The organism is Actinopolymorpha alba DSM 45243, from assembly GCF_000373925.1.
Lineage (GTDB): Bacteria > Actinomycetota > Actinomycetes > Propionibacteriales > Actinopolymorphaceae > Actinopolymorpha > Actinopolymorpha alba.
This window is the reverse complement of the sequence record NZ_KB892779.1, coordinates 4764-28777: the sequence shown is the minus strand read 5'-3', so window position 1 is coordinate 28777 and position 24014 is coordinate 4764. Positions and strand designations below refer to the sequence as shown.

The window sequence follows — 24014 nt, the reverse complement described above, 5'->3', positions numbered from 1 at the left end:
TCTGCTAAGCGTGGCTTGACCGTCCCATCCAGCCGCAGTGCCTTCCGCAACGCTCGGTTGACGACGTCAAGGGGCCGTGGGGTTATCGGCCCGCACCCGATCGGGCGGCTCCGCGGACGGCCACCGTCGGGGGTGCCCGGATACCCTCCAGGACCGGCCGAAACCGCGGCGAATCGCCTTTTTGCCTGGCGAGGACCACCAGCGACAGCGGTTTCTGGTCCTGCTCGACGGTCAGATGCGGCTTGGTGGTCAGCCTGCCGCGCGACCGCCCGAGCTCATGGTCGTCTGGCTCGCAGGGCACCCGCCGGGCGGTTCTTTCTGTCCTCTTGCGTGCACCAGCGGCGTGCTGGTTCGCGCGGGTCACGGTTGAATCGCCCGAGACATCCCAGGTGATCAGGCCATCGGCGTCAGCTCGTGCCTGCAGATCTGTCACGATGCGAGCCCGGGTGTTATCCCGCTGTCGATGGCGGAACAGTCAGTAGATCGTCTGCAATCTGCCGTACGGCTCGGGCACGTCTCGCCGCGGTTGCTTCGCCGATCGTACTGATGAGGCGCTGGTTCTCGATCACTGGCAACCGGCGGATTCGGTGCTGTTCCATCGCTTCGGGGCCGAACGTGGGTTCGTCGCGAGGCCGAGGCCCACGAGAGGCATACGATCAGTGGTGGAGGCTGCTGCTGACATTGGAGGTCAGCATGGTTCTCGGCATTGTGCTCAGCGTCATAGGGTTTGCCGGAGTCGCCTTCGCGGCGAGTGCACGGGTGGTACGGCAGATCGAGCGGGGAGTTGTCTTCCGCCTTGGCCGGGTCCAACAAACGCCCCGGCTGCCCGGTTTCACCATGATCGTGCCGGTTGTGGACCACCTGCGGAAGGTCAACGTACAGGTCGTCACGATGCCGGTACCCGCTCAGGAGGGGATAACCCGCGACAATGTGACCGTGCGCGTAGACGCCGTGGTGTATTTCCGGGTCGTCGATCCGGTGTGTGCCACTGTCAATGTGCAGGACTACGAGTTCGCGGTGTCGCAGGTCGCACAGACGTCGCTGCGCTCCATCATCGGCAAGAGCGAAATGGACGACCTGCTCTGCAACCGAGAGCGGCTCAACGAAGGGCTCGCGCTCATGATCGACAGCCCGGCGGTCGGCTGGGGCGTCTCGATCGACAGGGTCGAGATCAAGGATGTCGCCCTGCCAGAGACGATGAAGCGGTCGATGTCACGCCAGGCTGAAGCCGAACGTGAACGTCGGTCTCGGATCATCACAGCAGACGGAGAGTTCCAGGCATCGAAGAAGCTCGCGTCCGCCGCCAACCAGATGGCGGATACGCCGGCCGCACTGCAGCTACGCCTACTCCAAACGATCGTCGAAGTTGCCGCGGAGAAGAACTCGACACTGGTTCTCCCATTCCCCGTGGAACTGCTGCGGTTCCTCGACAAGGCGGCGGTTGGACCCGTCCAGCAGAAGTCGACTGCTGGCGGTACCGGACCAGCCGAGCTCGGCTCGTCAGAAGCCGCGACGGCGGAAGGCACGGACCGCTCGCACTCGCCCATGACAAACGTAACCCGCACATAGATGCACATCGGTGGGCCGAGATGGTGGTCATCTCGGTTATGCGGGGTTGCCGACCGTCGCCGATCCGTGCGATTCCCGAGCTGAGAGTCCACGTTGCTGGTGTTCGTGGTGTACGACGATCGCGATCACGATGAGGGCTACGTCAGCTACTTCGGCTGGGGTAGGGAGTTGGCGTAGCACCGTGATGCCGATGACGGTGGCGGTGGCGGGGAGCAGGGCGACCATGAGTGCATAGGTGGCGCGTGCAATCCGGTCCATGACGAGCTGGTCGAGGATGCAGGGGACCACCGAGGAGGTGACGGCGACACCGATCCCGGCGCCGAGCGCGACTGGGGCGAGCAGTGCTGGCGCGGGCTGCCAGACCCACAACGGGGCGACGAACAAGCTCGCGGAGAGCATCGCTCAGCGTTGTAGTCTTTGACACTTCGCCCCTGTCAGATTTGAGCGACAGATTTTAGTTGAGTCGGATGAAGCGGACTCGGCGGGCTTGCGGGTCACCGATGCGAAGTTGCGAACGGTCGGCTGAATAGCGCACAACAATGTCTGTCTCGCCGGATCCCGTGGAGTGCGGCACGGAGGCGAGGAAGAGTTCAGGGCCGAGTGGGCGCATGTCGACCGTGGGCCATCCGGTGCGACGCAGGCGAAGCGGTCCAGTTGCGGGGATGTCTATGTGAACGATTGCCTCGAGTTCGTCACTGAGGAACGTTCCGGCGCAGCTCGGGTCCGCAGTCTCTTCCATCGGGGCGTCGAGGCGTTGACAGAATCGCTCCCCACTCTGTTCAGGATGAACAACGATGCCGTCCGATGCACGNGCNAGCTGGACTCGGAAACCCTCCCTCACGAACCNCCCTTCTNCGTCGTGCCGCAGCCGCAAGCTCGCNGCACCGGACCGTAGGCTGAGCTCGCCATCCACCACCGTCACGTCGTACACCANGTCGGCATCGTCGTCGAGGTATCGACCCGTCAGAGCTTCGATGTCAGCGGCCTCCGGCTGTTCGCCTTCTGGCGACTGCGTGGTCTCGGAGCTGTCATGCTCTTCCGGCAGCGCCAGGTCGATGATCCTGCGCGCCAGTGTCTGCGAAGGCATCTCCGCCGCGTTCGACAGTACGATGGACGCGATCTTCCGGTCGGGTAGGACGAGGATATGCGCGCGATAGCCTGCGTCGCCGCCGGAGTGAGACAGCGACGGGTTGCCCCGATATTCCTCGGCGGTGACACCTACGGCATAGGTCAGCCGCGTGCCGTCAGTCAAGGTGAAGCCACTCTCGAGAAGTCCGCGAACCTTCGGGGTCAGGGCGTGGAGGGCCCACAAAGCGAGATCATCGACGGTGGTGTTGAGACTGGTCGCGCCGGCATTGGAATACGACAGAGCAATTCGGCCGTAGTCGCCGTCCGGCCGCCGATAGTAGGAGTCGGCGCGCCGGGGGATGATCTCATGGTGATCGTCGAGAAAACGCGTGGCGTTCATGCCGAGCGGACCGAAGATCCGGCCGGCGCAGAAACTCGCGCAAGCTCTCTCCCGTGACCACCTCGATAACGGCGCCGAGCAACGTGTATCCGGAACTGCTGTAGCTGTACTGCGAGCCGGGAGGAAAGTTCAGCTCTTTCTGCCGTCTGATTAAGGTGAGTATATCGTCGGTCGTGATCACATCTTCCAACCGTCGCCCGCTCAGGAATGTCAGTGCCCACTGATCTCGCAGACCGCTGGTGTGGTGGATGAGATGGCGAATTGTGATGTCAGCGAACGAAAACCAGTTGAGGTGCTTGGCGACCGGGTCGTCCAGGCTTACAGTAACCGGCCCTCGTCCGCCAGTGCCGCGACCGCGAACGCGGTGAACTGTTTCGATACCGACGCGACATGAAAGACTGTCTCACGTGTGATCGGGACGCGATGCTCGATGTTGGCCAGGCCACGTACGGCAACGGAGCGAAGCTCGCCGTCCGCGACCAGGCCCACCATCACACCTGGACCGTCCGAACCCACCACACCGAACTGGCGATCGTCGAGCACGCCCTCCAGCGCCGCATCCAGCTCGCCCACTGCCATCGCCCTCCCAGTCGTCGCTGCTCGCACACCGAAAGTTGCACCAGGCTCGCCGCCACGGTGCGCAGTCCGGACCGGTGTCGACCCCAGTGTGGCCCAAAGATCCTCCCACGCCGTTGGGTCGTCGAACGGACCTTCGGCGGGCTGGTCTGCAACCGCGCCTCGCCTAGTGCGGCGCCGAGGGTGATGTGCAGTCCCGACCAGCACAGCGCTCCGGCTACTGCAGCGGGCAGGAACTTGTTGAACGGTAGGCGTGAGGTGCCTGCGGCGACCGGCGGGAGTGGGCGGATCACAGCGAGGAACCGGCCGAAGAACACCGCCCATGCACCTCGCCGTTGCAGTGTCGCGGTGGCTTTGTCCCAAGCGTCGACGCCGTAGCGCCGGATGAGTCTGGACTCCCGCAGTCGCGGACCCCACCGCTTGCCGATGGCGTAGCCGATCGTGTCACCGGTGGTCGCGCAGACTGTGACCACTGCCCACAGGGTCAGGAACCGGGGCGGTGTGGTCGCCGTGGTGGACGCCGCCGTCCTCGACTTCGTCCAATGGGTCGCCGCCGGCACCATCGCCCCAATCGCCGGACTCGGTGGCGAGCACACCGCCGTTCCGGTGGCCTTGCTCATGGTCGCCGGCGCCATCGGCTCCATGGTCGGACTCCCTCGTCCTCGCCCAACCCAGCACCCGCCACTCCTGACCGGACCTCCCACGTCACCGACCAGCCACCAAGGAGAACCCCGATCGTGAACCCCAGCTACAACTTCACCGGCCAGGTCGCCTTTGTCACTGGCGCCAGCTCAGGCATGGGCCTGGCCACCGCCCGCGCGCACGCGGAGGCCGGTGCCGCCGTCGTCCTCGCCGACATCGACCAGACCGCGTTGCAGGCCGCCGCCGAGCACCTCATGGCCGCTGGCCACCATGTGCTCGGAGTGCGTTGTGACGTCGCCGATGAGTCCAGCGTCGCCGCGACGGTCCAGGCCACGGTCGACACGTTCGGCCGGCTCGACATGGCATTCAACAATGCCGGTATCCAGGTTCCGCCCAGCGACGCCGCCGACGAGCCCGCGGAGGTCTTCGACCGGGTCAATGCTGTCAACCTGCGCGGGGTGTGGGCGTGTATGAAGCACGAGCTCGCCCAGATGCGCAGCCAGGGCAGCGGCACGATCGTGTCGAACGCAGCATGACCACCGGATGCCGCGGGCGCGCAAACTCACCTCGTCGGCGAGGATTCGACCCGCGACGCCGATGGGTGGGTGGGTCGTCACTTTCACCGCTCCCAGCCAGGTGAAGGTCCATGGGCCCCAGCCGGCTTCCGACAGGCCGCCGTCGGCTGGGGCCACCCTCTTCAGGGGTTGTTGTGTGGGTGGTGAAGCCCGGCGGGCGGTCCGAAATGGGGAACAGCCCGCGGCGGGTACGGGCGCAGACAACGCGGCCGAGAGGCGGTCCCTAGACGCAGTTATGCCGGCGCAATGGTCGGGCTGGCCCTGTTCCGAGTCGTAGTCATCTAGTCCTACTGAGCGGGGAACGGTGGGCCGTTACCGGGGCGGCAGGACCGTCACAGACTCGGACGGGGCTCTGGTGGGTGCGGTTCCGCAGATCATCAGAGATTTGTGTCCAAAGCCTTCATTTGTGTCCACGAGCCCTCCCGGCCGCCATCTCGTATAGGGGGTTGGGGTATATCGGGTTCGGGGTCGCCGGCGGTTTGCGTCATTTGTGTCCAATGTGTCCAGCGGCCCGAGGTGGCTTGGGCGGATCGACGCGGATGTCGGATCGGAGGTCGGTCGCGCGGCTAGGAGGCGGGCACCGGGCTGGCGGCCGATTGCACAGGTTGCCCGGCCTGTTTCCGGGCGAGCCCAGGGTTCACACTGGGAGGGTGACCAGTTCGGGCTGGGAACCGATCGTTCGTCGGCAATCGGGGGGACCGGCGGAGCATGTTGTGCTGCCAGAAGGCGGGCGGCGATACGAATGGATCGGGCTTTTGGTCGCCCCGGCCGACGACGATGCTGTGCCAGTTGTCTCGCCGGCGGAGGCGATTGTGGCGTTCGAGACAGTCTGGGGACAGCGCTGGGGCGGCAACGACGTACCTGAGGCCGCGCTGATGGTGGCCACGAACAGTGAGTTCTACTTTGACCCCGGGCCTGGTCTGCGCTTTGCCGCTACCTTCAAGGATCGCCTGGTCTGGGTGCTCACTTGGAGCCAGGTCCACGCTCTCATGCACGGCAGAGGGGGGCGTCCTGCGGCGTACGGTCGCGATCCAGGGAACAGGACGGCTCGTCGACGGCACGGCGATCATCGACGCCACTACGGCAGATGTCCTGGCCGTCCTGGAAGACGGCGCCGAAGTGCCACCCTCGGCCGCCAGGTCTTAGCCTGAATCTACCGACCGGCGTTCGTCTGAGGTTCAGGGGTGCTGGTCGTGCGGAACGTCGTCGAGGAGGCCCTCTGGAACCAACCACCCGACGGCCTTCAGCGCCGCGGCGTACCGAATCCCGCTTGCCTGTTCCCTTATGAGAGCAACGGCTACCTCGGTTTGCAGGGTCACGCTTCCGGGCTGGGCGAGGAGCCTTGCGATGGCCATGCGTACCGCAGCGTCCGCACGCTCTCTTTCCTGGACCGCCACACGCAGCTTCGCCGCGCGCGGCCCGGCACCACCAGGAGCGTCGATGTCAGTCATCGGTCATTCCACCGGTACGACGTTGCAGGTCGTTGCAGGTCGCCTCCCAAGCATTGTGCTGAGCGGTGTCGACTCTTAAACCGGTCAGGCACCCAATCATCACACCGACGACTTGGCGCGCGGTGTCGACGAGCGTCTGCTGCATCTGCGGCGACAGACTGGACCCTGGCGGTGAAGCTGCGCCCTCACCCATTCCTTACCCCCACCCATCACCTCGCCCGCCCGTGGCGGGCGCCGCGAGGTAACAGCCCGATACCCAGTCATGCTTCCAGAGAACAGTCACGAGTTGGTGACGGTTCAGGCCGGCGCAACGGACTCATCGCCTCCTAGATGGATTGGCGGTAGCCGAAGAACTCGTGGTCGGGCCGAGGACCTGACCGGCGAAACCATCGGCTTCCTCGCCGGCCTCGGGTTCCTGATCGGCGCTCACGGGGTTGCGCGAAGGTCGGCGTGCGGAGGTCGTTCTACAGCCGGCGGGCTAGCCTCGGTGCCCGAGACCGATCGAAGGGTGCAGTCAGGTGCCGGATTCCCGGGTCAATTCTGCTCGTGAGGCGGGCTCTGACCTGCATCTTGAGCTGTCGCCTACGGGGCCTCGCCGCGCGGCCGTGGCGGCGGCCCTGCGCGAGGCGGTGCGGAGCGGGCGGCTCGCGCCGGGTACCCGGCTGCCGCCGTACCGATCGCTCGCCGTGGATCTTGGGGTCGCCCGCAACACGGTGGCGGACGCGTACGCCGAGTTGGTCGCCGAAGGCTGGTTGACGCAGCCCGGCCGACCCGCCGCTCACCCCGAGCGGCCCAGCCCGGGTCGCGGTCACCCGCCGCACCGTCACCGCCGGCGGGGTGATCTACCTCGGCCGGCACACCATCGGGCTCGGAACCCGGCTGGCCGACACCGAGCTCACCGCCGTCCGCTACGGCCGCCTGCTGCTGCTCGACGGCGACCATCCCATCCGCGCGCGCAACCTCCTCCAAGGCCCCGGTGTCGGGCACGAGCACGACCACCGTGTGCATCGACTCGGCGGGGTCGAACTCGGGGACGGCGAGGAAATACAGCTCGACGTCGTCCCGGCGGACCGCGGCGTAGGGATTAGGGCTTACTGGAACGTCGCCGCTCGGAGCGCATGGAGACGCGGGTGGCGAGCTCGGACTCGCCACCCGGGCCTCCATCGACCCCGCCGATCAGGGCCGCCCGGCGGTGAGATCATCGGAATGACCCGCTTCCAAACGTGCCCACTGCGCGATGGGACGTCCGTTCAAGCTGTAGGGATGTGGATGCCCGCGTTCGTTCCCCCATTGCTGCGGCCAGCCGGGCGGGGAGTCCTCAAAGGGTTCCTGCCTCCCGTAGACGGTGAGATCCAGCATCCGGTAGCTGTTGTCCATCGCCTCGACGCCACGCCAAGTCGTCCAGTAGGTCTCGAAGACACGGTCGCCGTCCCGCAGGTAACACACGAGGTGCATCAGGCCGATCTCACGCCCGACGAGGAGCGAATCGAGGGACGGTTCGGCCGAGTACCACGGCAGGTCCCAGCCCATGAAATCGCGATACCGGACGCTCTGCGCGTATGACCCCTGGCAGAGCACGGCGAAGGTGGTGTCGCGGGAGTGCAGGTGGACGAGTTCCCGGAGCTGCCCGGTGTAGAATGTGCAGCCCTCGCACTGCTCCTCGGCAGGACGCCCGTCGGCCCACATGAAGTAGTAGGCGACGAGCTGGCTGCGCCCCTCGAAGGCGTCGAGCAGGGTGACGGAGCCATCGGACCCGACCAGTTCCTGACCGGCGTCCACCTCGACCATCGGCAGGTGCCGCCGGGCCGCGGCGATCGCATCGCCCTCCCGGGTGTGCGCCTTCTCGCGAAGCCGCAGCCTGTCGAGTTCCGCCTGGAACACGGCCCGGTCGACGACCGCGGGCACGGGCGGTGCGCCCGCCGCCTCCCCGCCGGTGCCGGGCGAGCTGACGTGCTCCGAACCACCGCAGCAGGACTCCCCGTTCATGCCATCTCTCCTTCCCGCACGGCGGACCGTGCGAATCCCGTGGCCGCGACGACCACGCCGAGGACGGCGAGGACGCCGGCGACCGTGAAGGCGGCGTGGAAGCTGTCGAGGTCGGAGCCCGTGAGGAGCACCGTAGACACCGCCGCGACCCCGGCCGCGCCGCCGATTTCGCGCGACGTCTCCACGAGGCCGGACGCCAGCCCCGCATCCGATCGCGACACCCCGGAAAGGGCGCCGAGCTGCAGAGCGGGTCCACAGAACCCGAAGCCGACCCCGGCGAGCAGGAAGGCAGGCAGCAGGTCCGTGACGTAGCTGGCGGCAGCGGGGACCCTCGACAGCCAGAACGCCCCGACGGCGACCAGCGACAGACCGGTGATCAGCAGCCTGCGCCCCCCGACCCGGGCGACGAACCGCGTGCCCGTCATGGCCGCCACGAAGATGGTGGCCGTCGTAGCCAGCCACGCCACGCCCGCGATCGCCGGCGAGTAGCCCAGCACTTGCTGCATCAACAGCGAGCCGATGAAGATGAACGACAGCAGCGCGGAGAACGCGAGGAAGGCGGTCAGGTTCGCGGCCACCCGCGTGCGGTTCCGCAGCATTGCGGCGGGCACGAGCGGGGCAGCCGCACGTGCTTCGATCCGCAGGAACACGGCCAGCAGCGCAGCGGCCGCGGTGAACAGAGCCAGGGCGGACCAGGTGAACCAGCCGTGGCTCGCAGCGTGGTGCAACGCGTAGACGAACACCAGAAGGCCACTCGTCACCGTGATGGCTCCGGCGACGTCGAGGCGCGGAGCACGCTCATCGGGCCGATCCGCGGACAGGAACACGAGGGTGGCCACGAGCAGCGCTATCCCGACCGGCACGTGGATGAAGAACGCCCAGCGCCAGCCCAGACCGGCGGCCAGCAGCCCGCCCACGACGACCCCGGCCGACGCGGCCACGCCGTCGACAGCTCCGAAGAGGCCCACGGCGCGGTCGCGTTCGGGTCCTTCCGCGAACGTGACGGCCAGCAGCGACAGCGCTGCCGGCACTATGAGCGCCGCACCGACTCCCTGGGCCCCACGCGCCACGATCAACAGACCGGCGTGCTGTGCGATCCCGGCCAGGAGCGAGGCACCCGTGAAGATGGCGATGCCGGTCAGGAAGACGCGTCGCCGACCGAGCTGGTCGGCCGTCCGCCCGCCGAGCAGGAGGAACCCGCCCAGTAGCAGGCCGTAGGCCACCACCACCCACTGCAGCGTGCCGTGATCGACACCGAGGTCGTGCTGGATCGAGGCCAGCGCCACGTTCACAATGGCCCCGTCGATGCCCACGATCGCCACGGCGGCGCAGACCACGGCGAGCACGAACCCCCGTCTGGCCCGCGTCGCCGGAGCGCGCTCGCTGGGCGTGATAGTCCGTTGCTCCTCCGCCGGGTGGGTGTCGATGTTCCTCTCGACCGCCTGGATGGACATGTCTGATACCTGCCGATCGCGTTGTCATGGAAGGGATTTCCGGCATGCGCAGTCGCGCGGCGAAGCGCATGCGGCTTCGACGCGGAGATGCGGTTGACGTAGGTAGATGCGGCGATCAGGGCAGAGGCGGCGGGTCCTGGTCGGGCTGCTCGGCCAGTTGCTTGATCCGCAGCAGGCCGCTCTCCCAGGACCGGCCGATGCGGTCCAGCTCCCGGGCGAGTGAACTCAGCCGAGCGCCGACGACGAGGTAGACGACCTCGCGCCCGCGCTGCTCCGACTCGACGAGCCCGACCTCACGCAGCACCTCGAGGTGCTTGCCGATCGCCTGCCTGCTCACCGGGAGGACCCGGGCCAGGGCGGAGGCCGACATCGCGCCCTGCCCGAGCCGCGTGAGGAGCTCCCAGCGGGTCGGGTCACTCAGCGCGGCGCACATGGTCGGGAGGTCCGGCACGCTCATGACCCCGGGTCTGCGTCCGCCGCCCCGGACTCGACGAACGCCTTCGCGGCGGCCAGCTCCTCCCTCCAGCCGCGGTCGTTGCCTTCGCGCTCCTTCAGCCAGGTCGCCGGGTCGTCGGAGAGGGTGGAGAACCCGCTCTCGAGGACGCGCAAGGTCACCCCGCCGCCGGCACGCTCGTCGATCCAGAACTCGACGAGCGTCCCCTCGGAGACGGGACGAAACGGTGTGCCCAGCCAACGGAACGCGGCATAGCGCGGCTTGTCCAGCTGCACCGTCCGGAACCGGAACTCCCCGACTCCCGGTTGCGTCACGACCGCGACGTCGCCCTCATACCGCAGGTCGGGCTCCGCCTCGACGGTGCCGTCGTTGACGTACCAGCCGGGCCGCGAGATGAGTTCCCACACTCGATCGGCCGGCGCGTCGATGTCGATCTGGCGAGCGATGCTGTCGAGCTCGGCCAGCTCCGCCTCGGTGTACGTGGTGTCATTCATGATGGTCCCTCGATGTAGGTCGGTGTGCAACTAGATGGTTGCACATCACTCGCCTGAGTGCAACCGTCAGGTTGCAGTTCGGTGATCCGGTTGGACTGAACCCGTTCAATCCACGACGCACAGCCCGCGCAGGTCGGGGGAGCGCAGCGAGTTCCGTGCGCACGCGCGGGGAAGGCATGACGTGCCAGGACCGGGAGCGGGGCGAGTTCGCGGGCGGCGAGTCCAGCCATCGGCGTGCCCCGCCTGCGAAGTCTACGAGCGCACGGCTCGTCTTGATGAACCTCGCTTCCGCGCCGGCGCGAAGAGCAGGGTTGGGGCGCTCCTGCGTGCCGGGCAAGGCGGAACTGCTGGAGCTCATGGTCGACCGCGTCGCATCGACCCAGCCCTTCCCCGTGCAGGACGCCAGGTGCCGGGCCGGCTCGCACGACCTGGCGACGACCGACCTCGTCGCCTACCGGGCCCATCCCTGGCTGCTGCAGGTCGCGACGTCGCGCACCGAGTTCGGGCCACATCGGCCGCTACGACGCCGCACTCGCCCCTGCTCGCCGGATCGGGCCTCGCAGCGACCGAGGTCTCGGGCTGCATCGCTGCCGTCAAGTCCTACACGCGGGGCGCGGCGGGCGCCGTCGTCGAGGCCGAGCAGGCGCCCGCAGCCACCGGGAGCAGCGCGCCCCGCTCCTGGCCGAGCGCATGGACGGACTCCTCCCGCGACTCGCCGCGCTCGAGCGCGCCGTCACGCTGACCACCATCCTGTCCATGATGCAAGTCGCGCTCACCGGCGGATTGTTCGACTTGCCGCCACTGCTGCGCTGGTTGCCCGTGCCCGCTCGGCTCGGGTTCGTCGCCGAGGCGTCCTATCTGGACCTCAACCGGCTGCGCGCGCCATTCGGCGCGACCGACCCGCGGTGGGAACACACGGCGAGCAACTTCTGGACGTTGCTGGGGGTGACCGGCTTGCTCTTCGTCGTGGCGACCGCGACCATCACCGGGCCCTGGGCCGACGACGTCCACGCCGCTGAGCGGGCGCCTCGGGGCGCTGACCGAGTTCACGCATCGGCGACCGATCACCAGCCGTGCACGGCAGTTCGGGCATCCGTGCAGTTCACTCCGGACATCGACACGCGGGGTGTCTGCGGCCGCGACCAGCCCCGTCTCAGATAGGTGGTCCGGTGAAAATCTCACTTGTCGGGGGCTAACCGTACGCTGCCGATCATGTTTGGAATCCTCATCTCCGCCCGCTTTTCACCGGCAAACAAGACCTCACCGCCCAACGCGACCGGCTCCGCGAGCTCGGCGTCACCGAGAAGCGGATCTACCTCGACCACGGCGTCACCGGCACCAACCGCACACGACCTGGCCTGATCAAGCACTGGCAGCGGTCCGGGACGGCGACACCCTCGTCGAGATCTGAGACACATGGTGTTGCGCGCGATCCAGTCCAGTACCTGACCAGTACGCGGTCGCGTCCATGTCGGCCCGGTGGGGCGACGGTCAGGCCATCACCCGCAAGTCACGAGTTCGGGTCCGGTGTCTGACCGTGGCGGAGGTGGAGTCGAGACCCGTACGCGGCGATGGCTTTGCGGCGACTTGACCCCGCCGGCGACCGCGGGCCGAGCCGTCACTCGATGGATGGTTGATGTCGCTCATCTATCGAGTATGATGTTGGTGTGCGTCCGGAGGCTCCCGCAGCGTTGCCGATCTTGCGTTCTCGGCTGGTCGGGCAGCTGTTGGCGTTGTTGGCGGCGGACGAGGAGCGGTGGTGGACGATCGACCAGCTCGCTGCCCGTACCGGTGGCGCGTATCCGACGCTGACCAGGGAGATACGCCGGTTGGCGGAGGCGGGTCTGGTGGAGACCGAGGAGGTCGGCCGTTCCAAGCGGGTGCGGGTGAACACGGCTAGCCCGTTCCACCGGCCGTTGGCTGAGCTGATGCTGCGTGCGTTCGGTCCGTTGGTGGTAGTCGGGGAGGAGTTCCGCGGCTCGGCGGGTGTGGACTGGGTGGCGATCTACGGGTCGTGGGCCGCGCGGTATGAGGGCGAGGTCGGGCCGGCACCGAATGATATCGATGTGCTGGTCCTTGGCCGGGCGGATCGTGACGAGGTGTTTGAGGCGGCCCAGCGCGCGGAGTACCGGCTGGGTTTGCCGGTCAACACGACGATTCGGCGTACCGAGGACTGGGAGGGTGCTGACGACGCGTTCGCTCGACAGCTCAAGGCGTCCCCGCTGGTAACCGTGCCGTTGTCGGCTGAGGAGGCCTGATGGGACGTTGGGTCCACGGTGCTGCTCAGATTGAGGCGATGCTCGACCGCCGCGAGCTTCAGCGTGTTGCTGGGGGTGCTGATGCCGCGCTTGCGCTCCTAGGTAGTGCCGACAAGCACGTCGCGACAGCGGCACGTGCGTTGCCGCATGATTCCGAGGGCGCTTATGTTCTCGCCTACGACGCCGCCCGCAAGGCCGCGCGCTGCTGGCTCACCAGGGGCCACGACCTACCACCCGCGGCGGGCACATCGCCGCGGTCGAGGCGATCCAGGTGCAGTTCCCCGGCGTACCCGGTCTGAAGTCCCTCGACCGGCTCCGCCGGCGGCGCAACCAGGCCGAGTACCCCGACCCCGCCACCTACGACCCGATCACTCTCGACGAAGCAGAAGATGCCATCGGCGTTGCCCGGACCGCAATCGACACCGCCCGCGCCCTTACCGACCGGCCCGAACTCGGCTTGTTCCGATAGACGACACGGCGGGCGGCAGCGGTTCAGTGCACGCGCTACATCTGACAGGTACCGGTCCAGCGGTGCCCGGCATCCTATGGCCAGTTCCAGGGTAGGCGCGGCGTATATGTGGCGAAATACGTCGTCCTCCAGCGAACGGGTAGGTCAGGCGGCGCATGCCGGCTTTCTGTAAAACCGTCGGCTCAGCCTACGCAGGTTCGAACCCTGCACCTGCCACACCAGCCAAAACAGCCTCTGACCAGCGCAAATAGGTCAGGGTTGTTTCTGTAGGTGTCCGGCTGTGTCCGGCTGTGTCCGGCCACAACCGGCTGTGAACGGCTGGCCGCGTCATATACGCGTCAAAATCTGTGGCGCCTCTCCCGCATCAGCTGGTGCAAGTCAGCTCATCCTTGGGATGCGCCCATGCGACGTGCGGCACGTCGCGGTGGGTTACGTGTCTCAATGCCGGCGTGCGGGCCTGGTGCCAGGCGGGTGCCTTGCCGAAGGCGGCTCCACATAGATCAAGGCGCCGCTGACGCGGCGCACCGCCGGCTACCGCCCTTGCGGGCGGCGCCGGGGCGCCGTCCTCGGGCTCGCCGGGCGGACAGATGGAGCATGTCGTAGCCGCTGGCTGGCCATCGCTGTCAGGTGACCGCCCCGCCTTCCTCGCACGCCAGTCTCCGGCCTCCGCTCCAGCCTTCAATCTGGCTGGTTGCGAGGATGACGGGGAGAGTGGTTGTCGGCCAGACCGAAGGATTCTCGGTGTCAACGCGGCAGCACTCGGGCCCGGCGCATGGCAGCAGCCACATCCGAGGGAGGTTGCCTCGGCACCGAGCCTGCGCGAATGTGACCAGGCAACGCCTCGAAGATCTGTCGACTCGCCATCTTCCTGACGGCTGCCGCGTTTGGTTGAGTTCCGAGGTCTGGCTACACCTGACACTTGGGAACGAGCGAGGTGTTCGGATGCAACCAATTCCTGAGGGACTGCTCTCGGCGGTTTGTGATGGGTATGGTGTCGTGGCTGGGAGCGGCGAGGCGCTGGGCGGAGGGTCTGCCTCGAAGGTCTGGCGGCTGGACTCGGTTCCACCAGTTGTGGTGCGGGTGTCGCAGTACTACCAGCTGAAGGACCTGGAGCGGTCGTGCAGGGTCGCCGGGGAGTTCTCTCGCGCGGTTCCGGAGGCGATTCAGCCGCTCATCGGGGCAGACGGTGAGGCAGCCTTCCTCTGGGAAGGGCAGCCGGTCACTGTCTGGCCCTTCGTGGATGGCGTGACATTGAACCGCCAGGACCCCATACAGCTACGGCAGGCGGCGCACCTGTTGGGGCGGCTGCACAAGGCTGCTCTGGATTGCTCGGGTCTTGGTGATGGCCAGGCCCCAGATCGCGATGACTCTGACGCGGCACGGCTTCTCCCAGACGGTGAGCTGGATGAGTGGCTGCGGTCGTGGCATGACAGCGATGCCGCCCGGGAGCAGGTCGGGTGGATGCACAGAGACTTCTTTCCAGGCAACATCCTGTGCCGGCAGAGGGAGATCGTCGGCTTGGTTGATTGGGACGAAGTTGAGTGGGGGCCGCTGGTCACAGAGCTAGCGATTTCGGTCTGGGAGTTCGCGAAGTCGCCAACTGGCGACACGCTCCTGCTGGATCCTGCGCTGGAGTTCCTGACCGCGTACCGGCAAGCGGGGGGTCCCGTTCAGCCGTCTGGCTCCTTGATCCCGCTCATACGAGTGCGCCTTCGGAGTGGTGTCGCCTTTGGAGCCGGGTCCAAGCCGGCGGCCACGAGGTCGACCACGTTGACATCCAGGCAATGGCTTCAGCATTCGCATCCCTTCGTCGCGTCCAGTTGCCCCTTTAGCCGTTCCGCGCCCTCGCTGGGGTGTCACAGCACACGAACTAGCGCGACACGCGCCTCGTGTGGAGGAAACCGTCCACCTGGTGGCGGGGGAGAAAGCGTACGTCTCCATGATGATTAGGACCGTTCTAGCCGTGGCGATGGGCCTGGCTTTGCTGCTGATCATTCTTGCCGCTGCCGGCATTCTGTTTGGCTGAACGAGCGCCCGAAGTGCCTTTCCGGCACCTCCGCCCACCACTATCGTGGGCGCGGCCGGCGGGCGGCGGGCGGCGAGGGTGGCTCACCCCGGATGTGCCGTAGATCATGCCGCACCTCAGGCGTACGCCGCTGGTTTTGTCCGCAGACGTAGCGAGGGCCCGCCGGGGTGGGATGAGCGGGCCTTCTTCCCCGCACCAGGGGCAGCGGGGATCTTGGACGCTAGCAGATCAGAAACCACGGCAGCCGGCCTTTGCAGTGATGGCCCGGGCCCGTCCGACTCGGTGGGCCCATCGCTTGTTGAGGCATCGGGCATGGGTCGAACTCGCCCGCCCAGATACTGAACGACAGTTTCCAGATCACGCCCTCCAAGCCCATAGCGATGGAAGTTGTCGATGCAGCTCATTGCACGGCAGACATCTGCTGCCGCGTTATCATGAGGCGGATTGTTACCGGGGGCTCCCGGAACCGGCGCGGGGACACGTGCCGTGCCCACCCCAACCAGCCAGACTCGATTTCTGGCCAATGTGTCCAATGGGTCCACGGAACCGGGGTGCCGGGGTGTTCAGTCCGCTGAGGGTCGCTCGATCTCCCCTGCCCAGGTCTGTACGACCGCTGCCGCCCCTTCACATGGACCGAGACCGCAGACGAAATCCTCACCAAGACCAACCGTCAAACGATCTCAACCACGGCGCTTGCTTCCATGACCGCTCCGCCCTCCACAGGTGGGCCCAGCTGACCTCGGCAAACGAGGGCACAGGTTGATTAGCGAACGGGCTGGGCAGAGAGGTTGACCGGTGACGGAAGACGGGTTGCTGAGGTGCCCGGCCTTTCCTTGACACGAACGCAGATGAACTATATCAGGCTACATTGCATCCTCTTTCGCACTGATCACGGCGTAAAACTTCGTGCGCCAGATCGACACAAGATGCTCGCATTCGAAATAGATGACATTGATCCGATCGCCGGCAACGGTTGGAGCATCCTCGCCAGTGGCTATGCGGAGCATATGACTAACCGCACGAAGTCCGAAGGCTCACCGAGCTCGTTCCGATTCCTTGGGCTCCAGCGGAACGAACCGATCTGATCCGACTGTTTGTAGATCTCTTCCAAGGGCGAAGATCCAGCGAATGATCACCGCGATGGCAGCTTCTCCGCGCCGATCTCTCCTCCCGGCCTGGATTCGCCCGCCCTCGACCGGAGAGCTCGAGCTTGAGGGCGAGACCGTCCTGCGTCGGCCTACAATTTGTGTCGAGAGGTTTTGACCTCTTACCCTTGCCGCCCAAGGCAGATCACAGGAAACAGAGCACATCCCGCGAAGCGACTCCGCGCCGACCGAAGGTTGACAGGCGGATCGCGGCGGCGGGCGAACCACGCGAACCGGCCGCGTAGTCCGAGGAGCCGATCAACAATCTTGCAGCCGCCTGAGGCATGGACTCTCTGACGGCAACGCCGTCCATCCCACTCACCGAAGGGCTGGCCATGAATCTGACAGCACAGCTTCGCAAGGCAGTCGAGAACCCGATCGTGGCAGATGATTTCAGCTTCGAGCGATACCTCGAGGAAATTCTTCACGAGGTGGGCATGACGCCCAAGGACAGCGGCGGTGCGGTGACGTTTACCTCCGGGGCTGATCCACTGATATCCAGCCGCTTGCGGTTCGGGTCCGCTGCCTCGCTTGCGCTTGCGGCGAAAGGGATCGCCGCGTCGGCGATCTGGCAGGACCGTGGCGGGCGCGCGCAGGACATCAAGGTCGATGTCCGGAAGGCGTTTCGTCGATTCTCCGGTTTCGCGGACGGCCAGTGGGAACTGATCAACGGCAGGCCGCCGTCGATGAAGTGGAACAAGCGGAACGCCTTTTTCGTGCTCCCGTTCTTCCGCAGGACGAAGGATGGCCGGCACGTCGTTACTTTGAACATTTATCCCGGGCTGCGTGTAAAGGGCTTGAAACTGTTTCGCTGTCCGGATGACAATGCCGCGCTCAACGCAGCCGTCGCCGGCTGGAATGCAGACGATCTTGAGGACGCCGCGGCGGAGGCAGGCGTCGTCGCGGCGAAGGTCCGCTCCCTGCGAGAGTTCCTGAACGAGCCCCAGTACACCGACGTGCTCGCCGACCTTCCGCTGATCGAGGTCGAGAAGATCGGGGACAGTGCACCGGTACCGTTCACCGAGGGAGTCCAGCAGCCGCTCGACGACATTCGAGCTCTGGGTATGGGGCACGTCATCGCGGGTGCAGGAATTGGGCGTGACCTTGCCTCGTTCGTGCTGAACAGCTGGCGTCCCGATGACGTCGAGGTCGAGGAGTTCTACTGGGACACGCAGGTGGGGATGCGCTCGATCTATCTGGGCGAGTCCGGTCCGGACCGGACTCGGTTTGATCAGCTCCTCGCCGACGCAGATGTGTTTTTCTCGAACCGACACCCCGGATACCTCGCGCAACACGGTCTGACGGCGGAGGAACTGTCCGCGAAACGACCTGGGCTGATTCACGCCCAAGTGTCGATGCACGGCCCCTCGGGTCCGTGGGCGCATCGACCCGGCTTCGACGAAATCGGCGCCTGCGTCTCGGGTATCTTCGCGCTCGAGGGCAGTCTCGAGAACCCGAAGGAGCCTCCGATCCTTCCCATCGTCGACAACATGGTGGGGTGGCTGGGAACTCTTGGCGTATTGACTGCGTTGCGGCGACGGGCGATAGAAGGCGGCTCCTACCGAGTGAGGGTGTCGCTGACGAGGGTCTGCCTCTGGCTAGTGTCTCTCGGCGTCTTCGACAGAGAATACGTGCGGGCCACCGTAGGTTCGACACCGCAGCACACGCTCGTCGACCCTGAACTCTTCACTGCGCAGACCCCGCTCGGCACGTATCAGGGAATGACAGATCAGCTGGCGTTCTCGTCCCTGCGTCAATGCTTCCGTACGGTACTCAGTCCCATGGGTGCGGATGAGCCGGCATGGCGCACAGCGCTCTGAGCGGGGGTGCGCGGGTCTCTCCTCCCGGCGTGGATTCGCCCACCCTCGACCGGAGAGCTCGAGCTTGAGGGTGGTGAGTTCATCCTGCGCCGAGTCGGCCACGGCATCACCCTTGAGGGGTGATCCGTGACCTCCCAACGCATGCCAGCCTGATGGGACTCCTGCACCCGCGATCTGGGAGTCCATCGTGGCAACGACTGTCGAGCAGCGAGCTGATGCCATCCGTCCGTTCTCCGTGGCGCGCCAACGCCGGGTCGAAGGTGGCGTCGTTGGTCGCGTGCATGGTGGCCGGCGCGGACAGCATCGACGACATGGCCCTGCTCCGCCACGGCGGGATGGGCCGGGCCTTCACCGGCACCTACGCCCGTCGACACTGGGGCGGTTCCTGTGCTCGTTTACCTTCGGCCACGTCCGCCAACTCGACGCGGTCGCTTCACGGCTGGTGGCCGGCCTGGCCGCGGCCACGCCGCTGGTCGCCGGGATCGCCGACTACGCGGTCGTCGAGATCGACGACACGATTGTCGAGGTGCACGGGTACGCCAAGCAGGGCGCTGGGTTCGGCTACTCCGGGGTGCGCGGCCTGAACGCGCTCCTCGCCACCGTATCCACCCCGGCGGCGCCGGTGATCGTGGCGCAGCGGCTGCGTAAAGGCTCCTGCGGGACCGCACGGGCGCCAGACGCCTGGTCACCGACGCGTTGAAGACCCTGACGGGCCTGCGGGCGCCCGGCGCGCAAGCCTCGTCTGCGGCCCTGGTTCTGGTGCGGGCGGACTCGGCGTTCTACGGCCGGCCCACCATTGCCGCGGCCGCCGGCACGGGGCGCAGGTGTCGGTCACCGTCCGCCTGGACACGACGGTGAAGAAGGCCATCGCCTCCATTCCTGAGGCGGCGTGGCAGACAATCGAGTACCCCCAAGCCGTCTACGACGAGACCACCGACCGGTGGATCTCCCGGGCGCAGGTCGCCGAGATACCGTTCACCGCGTTCAGCGGCCGCAATAAGGTCGACCGGGTGCCCGGGCGGCTGGTGGTCCGCCGCATCCCCGACCTCAATACCACACAGGCGCGCGGGCAGGTCGGCTTGTTCGAGGTGTGGCGGTTCACACCGAGCAAACCCTGCCGTTCCTTTGCCGGTCCGCGTCGTGCCGCTGCTAGCCACACGCCGACTATCGGTTCACGGCGGCGGCCAAGTTCAGCCCGGGAGGTCCTCCGCGCGCTTTGCGGCGAGTTCGCCGTGCAGCAGTCCGGTGGACTGGCCGACCTCGATGAGGTATCCGTCCGGGTCCCGCATGTAGCAGCGGATCTCTGCTCCGCGGTCGATCGGTGGCGTAACAAACTCTGCGCCCTTGGCCTTCCACTCCTCGTAGCGGGCCGGGATATCAGCTACCCGCAGGTTGAGGAAGATCGAGGTCGTGTCGCCGGGCTGGTAGTTGACCACCGAGATACCTGGCTTGTCGGGGGTGGGCGGCCCGCCGGGGTTCATAATGATCCACGAATTGGCCAGCTTGACCATGCACGGATTCTCGTCCAGGACGACGGTGCCGCCGAGGACACGCGAGTAGAAGTCCCGGGACCGCGCGACCTTGCGGACGGTGATGAACAGCGTCACCACAATGCCGTCGTCGGGCGCGGGGAGATTGGCGAAGTCGATCCGGTCTGCGGGGTCCGTCATGATTCCTCCATTCCGGCGGCATTGGCTTATCGAACGCCGGCAGCCGCTGAAGTCCTGGCTCACAGTTCCACGTTCAGCAAGTCAGTCGCCCGCTGATCCGTGCCAGTTAGAGGAGCGCCGTCCGTCCGCCAGTTGATGTGTGGCCGGCACTTTGAGGCGCACTGTGGCGACCATCTGTCGGGTACCAGCTGTGAGGGGCCGCGGCTACTTGTGGTGCTGGGCGAGCCATTCCGCCAAAGTTGTCTTACCCAGGCGCGCGTCCGGGCCGGCCGTGATCGAGGTGTCGGTCAGTTCGGTCCCGAAGTAGCGGGCATGCTCGTCGCCGACGACCTTGCGCGGGTCGTTGTCGGTGGCCAGGACGCGGCGGATAAGTTCGGGGAACTTGATTTTCTCGGGCCCGGCGATCTCGATGACACCGCTCACTGGATCCGATACGGCAACCTCGGTCACAGCGGCGGCGACGTCCTTGGCGGCGATCGGCTGGAGATTGGCCGCCGGAACGCGCACGGTGTCGCCATCGGTCGCCGAGTCGGCGGTGGCTCGCATGAACTCGAAGAACTGGGTGGAGCGTACGATCGTGTACGGCCGGGAGGCCTTTTCGATCAGCTCTTCCTGTGCGAGCTTGGCCCGCATGTATCCGCTGTCGGGCACGCGGTCGGCGCCGACAATGGTGAGCGCGACGTGGTGCCCGACGCCTGCCTTCGCCTCGGCCTCGAGCAGATTTCGTCCGGAGGTCTGGAAGAATTCCAGCGCCGCGGCGTCCTCGAATGACGGCGAGTTGGCCAGGTCAACGACGACCTGCACGCCGACGAGCGCAGTGTCCAGGCCCTCTCCGGTGATGGTGTTGACCCCGGTCTTCGGTGAGGCTGGCACCGCCTCGTGTCCTTGTGCGCGCAAGTTCTCGACGACTTGGCTGCCGATGAGCCCGGTACCGCCAATGACCACGATCTTCATGTCCTACCCTCCGATCTCGTGCGTGGTGTGGGTCAGCGCGGCCGTGGCACGCGGCGACCGCGGCGGCTTTCGAGCTCGTCAGCGTCGACCGGGATCACCATCGGCTGGTCCGGGACGCACATCATCACGACCAGGTACCGGCTCCAAGCGTCCGCGAGGTTGTTGCCATCCTGATAGTGGATGACGTCGCCACCGGGCTCCCAGAAGGTCTCACCCGCCTTGACCACCCGCGCTGGTTCGCCCTCCACCTCGAAGACAATCTCGCCCTCGAGCACATAGCCGAATGCCGGTCCGGAGTGCCGATGCGGCGGTAGCCCCGGACTACCAGGAGGCGACTCGACCAGCAAGGTCATCACCTCGGCTGACTCGGGAATGAACGGTGGACGCTCTGCCAGCAACGTTGTGAGCTCGGGGGACTTGTCCTGCTTGGCCTTGGGCTTCATGGCTTCCGCCTCCTCGGTCGGTCGACACCAGCTAGGTCCGTCCTTCTGCCTCACGCCATCACCGGCAGCTCACGCCGCCTAGGGGATTTAGGCCCCAGGCTTTCTGTCCAGATAGGTTAGGTGCGTCGTTTGTCGGTCATTTGCCAACTAACGGACGGCCCTGACGGACGTCGGTGGGGCTTCCCTCGAGCGGCGAGTACAGCAGCGAAGTACAGCAACGCCAACTACCGTCGGCGGTCGCCACCGACGCCAGAAGGCGTGACCTACGCCTGAACGACCGCCACCGACCGGCACGCCGATAGTTCGGGACGAAGAGGCAATGCTGATCAGTCGCGGCCGGCCCGACGTGCGATTAGCGTGCGATTAAACACGGCACGCGGCGGTCACGAGTGGTCGTTCAGGAGTAGCCGCTAGGCGAGACGACAGCCACGACCAGGGACGCCCGCCAGCCTTCCAAGCTCGTCATCCGCCGGGGGAGTGGTTGATTCCAGCCGGGGACCAGATAGGGACCAACGATGGGATCAGCGATGCTCCGTGAGCCCGTCTGCGCACGCATTGTTCACTCGTGCATAGGGCGTTGACCTGGCAGATGGTATTCGTGGAATCTGGGGGTCAAGGGGTCGTGGGTTCAAATCCCGCCAGCCCGACCAGCGTTTCTGCAGGTCACAGGTTGCTCCGTGCTTGTAGTTGGGGATCATCTGGGGGCCGTGTGTGACTCACTGAGTGACTACGCCGCTCGCCCCGTCACGAGAGCGCCGCTGTTACGCATTGCTGAACCAGCCTCTTCTTGAGATCAAGGCGCGCCGCAAGCGGCGCGCACCGCCTCGTCCTCGTCCTGCGGGCGGCCTGGCGGCCGTCCTCGGACGGGCCGGCGCGGCCACTGACGGTTACCTGACTGGTTGAGGTCGTTCCAGGGGGCGCCGCCCCCTGCCCCCCGGCCCTTCCTCCGAGAGAGGGCAGCAGGACGCGGGTTGGGTGTCTCTCCCGCCGGCCGGTCACCGAAGGCGTACCCGGGCTCTGAGGGGCAGCGCAAGGCCGAGCCTGACGGTCGACGAGTCGAGCCTTGCGCTGGCCCTCAGAACCCGGGTATGGGCTGCGCCTGCCCGCCCGACGAGAGAGACACCCGAGCTATCCGTGATCGCAATCAGCGTGGCGTCGGCGCTTGCCCTGACGTCAACAGGTCGTTCAGACGATCCCGGATCCAGCGGAAGGCCCGTCCATTCGCTGCGGCGTGCCCGTCCCTTTCAAACCAGTGTGAGAGGCGATGGGTCGCGCTCAGCACGCATGCCAAGTACAGGCGTCGCTGGTGATCCTCGGGTAGAGGGCGGATCTCGGAGTACCCCTGCGTCAGTTGTCGGTGAAGACGTCGCGCAGGTTCGGCGTTCAAGCACATCGTTGCGAAGTCAAATGTGTAGTCGGTGCCTCGGATGTTGCCGAAGTCGATCAATCCTGTGTACATGCCGTCGGACTCGAAGATTTGGCTGGCGTCGAAGTCGCCATGTGCGACCGATCCGACTGCATCGGACGGTCTTAGCTCGATGGCCTCTTCCAGAAGCCTTACCGCTTGATCGGCCTGATCGAGGTGGAATCCGATTTCCACTAGCGGTCCACCGACGGAGGACGGAGCGACGTACTCGGCGTACGTTGGATGCTGACCGCGCAACGGCCAGCTGTCACTTTGATGCTTCCGACGTATCCAGCCGAAGCCCTGTACGGGAATGCTGTGAATCCGGGCGAGGTCGCGTCCGGCCGCTCTGCCGATGTCTGCGGGAGCGTCCGCCTGTGGAGTTGCACTCAGCGGTTGGCCGGCCACTTCCGTGGTCACCATTACGGACCGGGCCAACCTGACGTCGAACGGCTCGTAGTGCACAACCTGCGGCACGCGGACGCCAGACTCGTGCAGTACTCGGTGCAGCTCGGCCTCGGGCGCGAGGCTGTCTTCAGGCCCCTCGGCGATCCGGACGTAGAAGGTCTCGGCACCGCGGATGACGCGGTAGACCTGCGTTGAGGAGCCACTGGGGGTGCGCTCGAAGGCGAGCTGTTCGCGAGAGCCGAACACTCGCACAAGGAGATCTTCCAGGGCAACGAAGTTGACGTCAGGCTTTCGCATGGCAGTGAGGAGGATACCGGGGGCAGGGGCAAGGTCCCTCCAGGACACTCGCGGCCACCGTCCCGCTGTGGACCAAGCCCAGGGAGCCGCAGATGTGCGTTTCGCAAGCGGCGACCTGCGCACGAGAACCACTCGTGATGCGTCGCTCAGCTTGACCCAACCTGACCCCAACGAGCTGCAACACCCGACGACGATGAGCACCAGGCCGAGGACCTCCAGAGCACGGACGAGCAGCTCCTGATCACGGCGCCCGTTCCTACGGATCACATGGTCGCCCGCCAGCCTTCCAAGCTGGTCATCCGCCGGGGGAGTGGTTGATTCCAGCCGGGGACCAGATAGGGACCAACGATGGGATCAGCGATGCTCCGTGAGCCCGTCTGCGCACGCATTGTTCACTCGTGCATAGGGCGTTGACCTGGCAGATGGTATTCGTGGAATCTGGGGGTCAAG

22 protein-coding genes and 2 pseudogenes are annotated in these 24014 nt (G+C 66.3%); 10 read left to right on the top strand and 14 right to left on the bottom strand.

The genetic code is table 11. The annotated features are described in order from the left end of the window. Nucleotides 1-693 precede the first annotated feature (693 nt). Nucleotides 694-1569 (top strand): slipin family protein, encoded by an 876-nt coding sequence (locus B141_RS0126825; RefSeq protein ID WP_020578277.1) that lies wholly within the window; start codon nt 694-696, stop codon nt 1567-1569. 36 nt (nt 1570-1605) lie between these two features. On the opposite strand, the gene B141_RS0126820 is transcribed toward B141_RS0126825, so the two are convergent. The 5 genes and pseudogenes from B141_RS0126820 to B141_RS52585 all read right to left on the bottom strand — a co-directional run bounded on the left by B141_RS0126820 (nt 1606) and on the right by B141_RS52585 (nt 4176). Then, on the bottom strand, nt 1606-1968 hold the full coding sequence (locus tag B141_RS0126820) for a DMT family transporter (protein WP_020578276.1): 363 nt from the start codon (nt 1966-1968) through the stop codon (nt 1606-1608). Nucleotides 1969-2023: 55 nt separating this feature from the next. Beyond that, nucleotides 2024-3058: pseudogene (locus B141_RS46165) on the bottom strand (serine hydrolase); the annotation flags it as partial. Next, nucleotides 3003-3299 carry a serine hydrolase gene (locus B141_RS52960; protein WP_420313608.1) on the bottom strand — a complete coding sequence of 99 codons (297 nt, stop codon included), beginning with the start codon at nt 3297-3299 and terminating at the stop codon, nt 3003-3005. The pseudogene B141_RS46165 and the gene B141_RS52960, both read right to left, overlap by 56 nt. A gap of 56 nt (nt 3300-3355) precedes the next feature. Further along, nucleotides 3356-3616, bottom strand: coding sequence for a serine hydrolase (locus B141_RS52345; protein ID WP_026257603.1), 261 nt, complete (start codon nt 3614-3616; stop codon nt 3356-3358). Beyond that, nucleotides 3529-4176, bottom strand: coding sequence for a DedA family protein (locus B141_RS52585; RefSeq protein ID WP_337587614.1), 648 nt, complete (start codon nt 4174-4176; stop codon nt 3529-3531). The genes B141_RS52345 and B141_RS52585 overlap by 88 nt, the downstream gene beginning before the upstream one ends. Here B141_RS52585 and B141_RS52340 point away from each other — a divergent pair. Together B141_RS52340 and B141_RS0126800 are read left to right on the top strand one after the other, a co-directional pair. Then, nucleotides 4064-4354 (top strand): hypothetical protein, encoded by a 291-nt coding sequence (locus tag B141_RS52340; RefSeq protein ID WP_272944110.1) that lies wholly within the window; start codon nt 4064-4066, stop codon nt 4352-4354. The two genes, B141_RS52585 and B141_RS52340, sit on opposite strands and share 113 nt — an antisense overlap. Next, nucleotides 4351-4791, top strand: a complete 441-nt coding sequence (locus B141_RS0126800) for an SDR family NAD(P)-dependent oxidoreductase (protein WP_020578274.1) — start codon at nt 4351-4353, stop codon at nt 4789-4791. The genes B141_RS52340 and B141_RS0126800 overlap by 4 nt, the downstream gene beginning before the upstream one ends. Before the next feature lie 1217 nt (nt 4792-6008). Here the strand turns inward: B141_RS0126800 and B141_RS0126795 are convergent. After that, on the bottom strand, nt 6009-6281 hold the full coding sequence (locus B141_RS0126795) for a hypothetical protein (RefSeq protein ID WP_020578273.1): 273 nt from the start codon (nt 6279-6281) through the stop codon (nt 6009-6011). A 518-nt stretch (nt 6282-6799) separates the two neighbouring features. On the opposite strand from B141_RS0126795, the gene B141_RS50885 reads away from it, so the two are divergent. Continuing rightward, on the top strand, nt 6800-7369 hold the full coding sequence (locus B141_RS50885) for a GntR family transcriptional regulator (RefSeq protein WP_202805933.1): 570 nt from the start codon (nt 6800-6802) through the stop codon (nt 7367-7369). A gap of 88 nt (nt 7370-7457) precedes the next feature. Here the strand turns inward: B141_RS50885 and B141_RS0126780 are convergent, their stop codons facing one another. From B141_RS0126780 to B141_RS0126765, 4 genes are all read right to left on the bottom strand, one after another. Continuing rightward, nucleotides 7458-8267, bottom strand: coding sequence for a DUF899 family protein (locus B141_RS0126780; protein WP_020578271.1), 810 nt, complete (start codon nt 8265-8267; stop codon nt 7458-7460). Further along, on the bottom strand, nt 8264-9721 hold the full coding sequence (locus B141_RS0126775) for an MFS transporter (protein ID WP_020578270.1): 1458 nt from the start codon (nt 9719-9721) through the stop codon (nt 8264-8266). The genes B141_RS0126780 and B141_RS0126775 overlap by 4 nt, the downstream gene beginning before the upstream one ends. 115 nt (nt 9722-9836) lie before the next feature. Beyond that, the gene (locus B141_RS0126770) at nt 9837-10178 is read right to left on the bottom strand and encodes an ArsR/SmtB family transcription factor (protein WP_020578269.1); all 342 of its coding nucleotides are present in this window, start codon (nt 10176-10178) and stop codon (nt 9837-9839) included. Continuing rightward, nucleotides 10175-10669 (bottom strand): SRPBCC family protein, encoded by a 495-nt coding sequence (locus B141_RS0126765; RefSeq protein ID WP_020578268.1) that lies wholly within the window; start codon nt 10667-10669, stop codon nt 10175-10177. Before B141_RS0126765 ends, B141_RS0126770 begins: the two co-directional genes overlap by 4 nt. 690 nt (nt 10670-11359) lie before the next feature. On the opposite strand from B141_RS0126765, the gene B141_RS0126760 reads away from it, so the two are divergent. From B141_RS0126760 to B141_RS51720, 6 genes and pseudogenes are all read left to right on the top strand, one after another. After that, on the top strand, nt 11360-11830 hold the full coding sequence (locus B141_RS0126760) for a hypothetical protein (RefSeq protein ID WP_020578267.1): 471 nt from the start codon (nt 11360-11362) through the stop codon (nt 11828-11830). 506 nt (nt 11831-12336) lie between these two features. Further along, nucleotides 12337-12927, top strand: coding sequence for a winged helix-turn-helix domain-containing protein (locus B141_RS48760; protein WP_020578265.1), 591 nt, complete (start codon nt 12337-12339; stop codon nt 12925-12927). Nucleotides 12928-13198: 271 nt separating this feature from the next. Continuing rightward, nucleotides 13199-13396 (top strand): HEPN domain-containing protein, encoded by a 198-nt coding sequence (locus tag B141_RS0126745; protein WP_020578264.1) that lies wholly within the window; start codon nt 13199-13201, stop codon nt 13394-13396. A 699-nt stretch (nt 13397-14095) separates the two neighbouring features. Beyond that, entirely contained in the window at nt 14096-15346 is a 1251-nt protein-coding gene (locus tag B141_RS52955) for a phosphotransferase enzyme family protein (RefSeq protein ID WP_084678541.1), read from the top strand. A gap of 1505 nt (nt 15347-16851) precedes the next feature. Beyond that, complete coding sequence (locus tag B141_RS0126725; RefSeq protein ID WP_020578260.1) at nt 16852-18387, top strand: CoA transferase; 1536 nt, start codon at nt 16852-16854, stop codon at nt 18385-18387. A gap of 152 nt (nt 18388-18539) precedes the next feature. Further along, nucleotides 18540-19487: pseudogene (locus B141_RS51720) on the top strand (IS1380 family transposase); the annotation flags it as partial. Between the two features lie 90 nt (nt 19488-19577). Here B141_RS51720 and B141_RS0126715 read toward each other — a convergent pair. The 4 genes from B141_RS0126715 to B141_RS0126700 all read right to left on the bottom strand — a co-directional run bounded on the left by B141_RS0126715 (nt 19578) and on the right by B141_RS0126700 (nt 23564). After that, nucleotides 19578-20057, bottom strand: a complete 480-nt coding sequence (locus B141_RS0126715) for a VOC family protein (protein ID WP_020578258.1) — start codon at nt 20055-20057, stop codon at nt 19578-19580. 204 nt (nt 20058-20261) lie between these two features. Continuing rightward, the gene (locus B141_RS0126710) at nt 20262-21011 is read right to left on the bottom strand and encodes an SDR family oxidoreductase (RefSeq protein WP_020578257.1); all 750 of its coding nucleotides are present in this window, start codon (nt 21009-21011) and stop codon (nt 20262-20264) included. 32 nt (nt 21012-21043) lie between these two features. Then, entirely contained in the window at nt 21044-21454 is a 411-nt protein-coding gene (locus tag B141_RS0126705; protein ID WP_020578256.1) for a cupin domain-containing protein, read from the bottom strand. A 1144-nt stretch (nt 21455-22598) separates the two neighbouring features. Beyond that, nucleotides 22599-23564: an aminoglycoside phosphotransferase family protein gene (locus B141_RS0126700; protein ID WP_020578255.1), complete on the bottom strand. Its 966-nt coding sequence runs from the start codon at nt 23562-23564 to the stop codon at nt 22599-22601. Between the last annotated feature and the right edge of the window lie 450 nt (nt 23565-24014).

Bases quoted from the DNA above. Each gene is read 5' to 3' on its own strand.
- B141_RS0126825 (WP_020578277.1), top strand. From the start codon at position 694: ATGGTTCTCGGCATTGTGCTCAGCGTCATAGGGTTTGCCGGAGTCGCC.
- B141_RS0126820 (WP_020578276.1), bottom strand. From the start codon at position 1,968: ATGCTCTCCGCGAGCTTGTTCGTCGCCCCGTTGTGGGTCTGGCAGCCC.
- B141_RS52345 (WP_026257603.1), bottom strand. From the start codon at position 3,616: ATGGCAGTGGGCGAGCTGGATGCGGCGCTGGAGGGCGTGCTCGACGAT.
- B141_RS52585 (WP_337587614.1), bottom strand. From the start codon at position 4,176: ATGGTGCCGGCGGCGACCCATTGGACGAAGTCGAGGACGGCGGCGTCC.
- B141_RS0126795 (WP_020578273.1), bottom strand. From the start codon at position 6,281: ATGACTGACATCGACGCTCCTGGTGGTGCCGGGCCGCGCGCGGCGAAG.
- B141_RS0126780 (WP_020578271.1), bottom strand. From the start codon at position 8,267: ATGAACGGGGAGTCCTGCTGCGGTGGTTCGGAGCACGTCAGCTCGCCC.
- B141_RS0126775 (WP_020578270.1), bottom strand. From the start codon at position 9,721: ATGTCCATCCAGGCGGTCGAGAGGAACATCGACACCCACCCGGCGGAG.
- B141_RS0126770 (WP_020578269.1), bottom strand. From the start codon at position 10,178: ATGAGCGTGCCGGACCTCCCGACCATGTGCGCCGCGCTGAGTGACCCG.
- B141_RS0126765 (WP_020578268.1), bottom strand. From the start codon at position 10,669: ATGAATGACACCACGTACACCGAGGCGGAGCTGGCCGAGCTCGACAGC.
- B141_RS0126760 (WP_020578267.1), top strand. From the start codon at position 11,360: ATGGACGGACTCCTCCCGCGACTCGCCGCGCTCGAGCGCGCCGTCACG.
- B141_RS52955 (WP_084678541.1), top strand. From the start codon at position 14,096: ATGACGGGGAGAGTGGTTGTCGGCCAGACCGAAGGATTCTCGGTGTCA.
- B141_RS0126725 (WP_020578260.1), top strand. From the start codon at position 16,852: ATGGACTCTCTGACGGCAACGCCGTCCATCCCACTCACCGAAGGGCTG.
- B141_RS0126715 (WP_020578258.1), bottom strand. From the start codon at position 20,057: ATGACGGACCCCGCAGACCGGATCGACTTCGCCAATCTCCCCGCGCCC.
- B141_RS0126710 (WP_020578257.1), bottom strand. From the start codon at position 21,011: ATGAAGATCGTGGTCATTGGCGGTACCGGGCTCATCGGCAGCCAAGTC.
- B141_RS0126705 (WP_020578256.1), bottom strand. From the start codon at position 21,454: ATGAAGCCCAAGGCCAAGCAGGACAAGTCCCCCGAGCTCACAACGTTG.
- B141_RS0126700 (WP_020578255.1), bottom strand. From the start codon at position 23,564: ATGCGAAAGCCTGACGTCAACTTCGTTGCCCTGGAAGATCTCCTTGTG.